This is a genomic window from Hyphomonas sp. UBA3601 (assembly GCF_002375605.1).
Lineage (GTDB): Bacteria > Pseudomonadota > Alphaproteobacteria > Caulobacterales > Hyphomonadaceae > Hyphomonas.
In genome coordinates this window covers 1-3,711 of sequence record NZ_DFME01000032.1, presented here as the reverse complement: position 1 = coordinate 3,711, position 3,711 = coordinate 1, and the positions used below count along the sequence as shown (strand labels likewise).

2 protein-coding genes are annotated in these 3,711 nt (G+C 58.1%); one reads left to right on the top strand and one right to left on the bottom strand.

Annotated features, from left to right (window positions below; genetic code table 11):
• Positions 1-47: 47 nt before the first annotated feature.
• The gene (locus B4F73_RS03465) at positions 48-2,930 is read right to left on the bottom strand and encodes a Tn3 family transposase (protein WP_038070180.1); all 2,883 of its coding nucleotides are present in this window, start codon (positions 2,928-2,930) and stop codon (positions 48-50) included.
• Positions 2,931-3,090: 160 nt separating this feature from the next.
• Between B4F73_RS03465 and B4F73_RS03460 the strand changes: the two genes are divergently transcribed.
• Complete coding sequence (locus B4F73_RS03460) at positions 3,091-3,678, top strand: recombinase family protein (protein WP_038070177.1); 588 nt, start codon at positions 3,091-3,093, stop codon at positions 3,676-3,678.
• The last annotated feature ends 33 nt before the right edge of the window (positions 3,679-3,711 follow it).

Below are 3,711 nucleotides of genomic sequence, written 5' to 3'. Positions count from 1 at the left end.
GGGGTCTGTTGCCGGAGGGGGCAGAATAGTACGCTAAGGCGGTTTGATCATCTTTTGGGCCATCTGTATTCGCCAGTGAGCAGGATGTGGGCCCATCCGAGGGGTGAGATATGCGCCAGAAGGTCTGGTGTGCAATACAATCCATCGCGGCGGCGGCCATTGACTGCCTGCCCGAGGTGCTTGGTGTTCCAGTAAATGATGATCGCGGCGAGCAGATTCAGCCCGGCCATTCGGAAGTGTTGTCCCTCGGTTGTTCTATCGCGAATTTCACCTTGGCGGCCAATGCGTAGGGCGTTCTTGAGGGCGTGATGTGCTTCGCCCTTGTTCAGACCTATTTGCGCGCGACGTTGCATGTCGACGTCCAGCAGCCAGTCGATGATAAACAGTGTCCGTTCAACCCGTCCGATTTCACGTAGCGCGACGGCCAACTCATGCTGCCGGGGATATGCAGCGAATTTCCTTAAGAGTTGGCTTGGGGACATCGCGCCCGCCACCATTGTGGCCGTGCTGCGCAGGATATCTGACCAATTTGAGCTGATAACGGGTTCCCTAACCTTGCCGCCGATCAACCCCTTCAATTCTTTCGGGCAGGATGCTGGATCGAAGAGGTAGAGGCGTTTGGATGGCAGGTCCCGGATACGGGGGATGAACTGAAAGCCCAAAAGGGCGGTGACGGCAAAGACGTGGTCGGTGAAGCCGCCCGTGTCGGCATACTGTTCGCGGATTTTCTGGCCTGCGTCTGTCATTAACAGGCCGTCCAGGATGTAAGGGGCCTCGTTCACCGTGGCCGGGATGGTCTGGGTGGCGAAGGGGCCGAACTGGTCGGAGACATGGGTATAGGCTTTCAAACCGGGTTCATGGCCGTATTTGGCGTTGATCAGGTTGATCGCTTCGCCCTGGCGCGTGGTGGGGAAGAACTGCCCATCACTGGACGCGCTGGTGCCACCGCCCCAGAACTGGGCCATTGGCAAGGCGGATTGGCCTTCGATCACCATGGCCAGTGCGCGCGCCATCGCCTCGCTTTCAACATGCCACCGCGACAAGCGCGACAGTTGGAAATAGTCGTGGGTGTGCGTGGCCCCGGCCATTTTGGAGAGGCCAAGGTTAAGCCCTTCAGCCAGCAATACATTCAGCATGCCGACCCTGTCCTTGCATGGGACGCCAGTGCGCAGATGGGTGAAGGCCTCGGTAAAGCCGATCTCGTCATCCACTTCGAGCAGCAGGTCGGTGATCCTGATCTCTGGCAGGCGTTTGTAAAGGTCGAGCACCAAGGCGTCGGCCTCTTCGGGAACATCGGCAGTCAAGCGATCGATCTTGAGCACGCCATCTTCGATGGAGCCTCCCGGAATGGCACCGGCCCTGGCGGCGCGGGCCAATCGCTGTAAGCCGTCAGCCAAACGAGATTTACGATCTGCCAGCCATATTTCCGGCTCATATGGCATGGCCATTCTTGGCGTTACCCTGGCAACTTCGGCCGGAACCAGCGTGTCCTTGAGGTCGCCATACCTGCGGGAATGGGCAAGCCAGATGTCGCCGGCTCTGAATGCATCGCGCAAGTGGCACAGGACCGCCACCTCCCAGAGGCGGTGCCCATCATCTTTATTGAGGTGTCGATGCCATTTCGAGGTCCGGCGCAGAAAGGTCAGCGGGCGGTCGCCTGTGGTTTCCGTTCCCGCGACGATGCTGGCAGCTTCCAACAACGGTTCGGCAACCTGAGCGGCCTGAATATCAAGCGCCCGCAGCATGCGCGGCGCATAACGTCGGAAGCGATGATACCCGTGAACAACATGTGCCAGCGGATCGGCAGCCAATGTGTCGGTGAGTTGGGCAGCGGTGGCGACAAGCCCCCTGAGCGACAACCAGCCGCCTGCGTTTTGAACGGCATCGATGAGGGAGGCCTGATCTTCATGTGCCTCCAGCAGCGCTGATCCATAATTAGAGAAGCCCTGCAAGGTGTCTTTCAACGCGGCCTTGGCATCATCTGCACGGGCATCGCATGCGCGTTTCGCCTCACGCCACGTCCTTCCAACAATACGGTCATGGGTCTCGACCACTGCATCGGCAATGGCGCTGTGCCATTCCAAAGCACAGACCGCGAGGATGGCAAGGCGACGATCACCTGAAATATCCCGTAGATCACCGGCGAAATATCGTTCCCCTTGCCGTCGGAGGCGCGCGATACGGTGGGGTGGCACACCGGCAAGGATAGATCTTTCCACGGGCATGCCCTGCAAGAATTCCAGCCGATCAAGTAGGCGGTTCATGTCGGCTGAGTTCTGCCCCACCTCAAACTGGCGCAGCCAGACGAAGCGGGTGACGGAGCTGTCTACGGTTTCCGTCAACAGGGCATCAAGTCGGCTTTGTGTCTCATCATCCAGTCGGTCAGCAACCCGCGTGTCAAGCCGTCGCTCGGCAGCAACGAGTGCGTCCGCGCAGAGGCGTTCAATAACCGTAATCCCAGGCAGAATGGTCTGGGTTGCCCGACATTGCTCTACAAAACGCCGTGCCAAATCCTCGTTCGACCGAGCGGTTTCGGCTTCGTTCTCAAGCCAGGCCTTCAGATCGCGCGATCCTCGGCCAGTGAACATCTTGTATCCGTAAATCTCACGCAGAGTGGCCAAGTGTTCGCGGCGCGTTTCGTCCCGTGTCGCATATTCCACCAGATCATCAGGCTTCAGTCCGAGTTGCGCAGCCAAAAATCGTGACAAGGCCGCAGAAATAACCTCGCCTGGCGCGAGCAACCGACCAGGGTATCGCAATGCGCAAAGCTGAAGGGCGAAGCCGAAACGATTATGGGGACGACGACGGGCGCGAATGATTTCCAAATCATCATCTGCCAGCGTGTAGTGACGCAGCATCGCCGTTTCGTCGGTCGGCAGATCAAGCAGCGCTTCCCGCTGGCGGTCAGTGAGCATTTTCCTGCGGGGCATGTGGTTCCTTCCAAGATCAAAGCGGCTGTCCGTAAGAGGTTCCTTCACCGGACATGTATTGCAAAGGTTGGCAGGGTCAGAGAAACCACACCTCAGAATATCTCGTATAGGTGGTACGATTTGATTCGCATATGCCGCCCCTTAATCGTACTTTAAAGCTATGACTGTGACCAAAATTGGCTATGCCCGCTGCTCGACTGACAAACAGGACCTGACCGCACAACGGCAGGCCCTATGCGCCTTGGGCGTATCAGAGGATCTCATTTATACTGACCACGGGCTGACGGGCACCAACCGCGCCCGCCCCGGTCTCGACCAAGCACTAGCTGCCGTCCGGGAAGGTGACGTGCTGGTCGTGCCAAAATTGGATCGCCTTGCCCGGTCCGTCCCCGATGCACGTGCGATCGCAGATCAGTTAGAGAAAAAAGGCGTCAAGCTCGCGTTGGGGATTTCCATCTACGACCCAACGGACCCAATGGGTAAAATGTTCTTCAACATTCTGGCCACATTTGCTGAGTTTGAAGCCGACCTCATCCGGTTGCGGACCAAGGAGGGCATGGCTATCGCACGGGCAAAGGGCAAACTCCGGGGGAAACAGCCGAAACTCTCTGAAAAGCAACAAAAAGAACTCGCACGCATGCATGCCACCGGTGACTATTCCATCAGTGACCTGGCAGAGGTCTTTGCGGTCTCAAGGCCAACGATCTACAGAACTTTGCACCGCACAGGAGCCAAAATCAGCCCTTAGCGTACTATTCTGCCCCCTCCGGCATCAGACCCC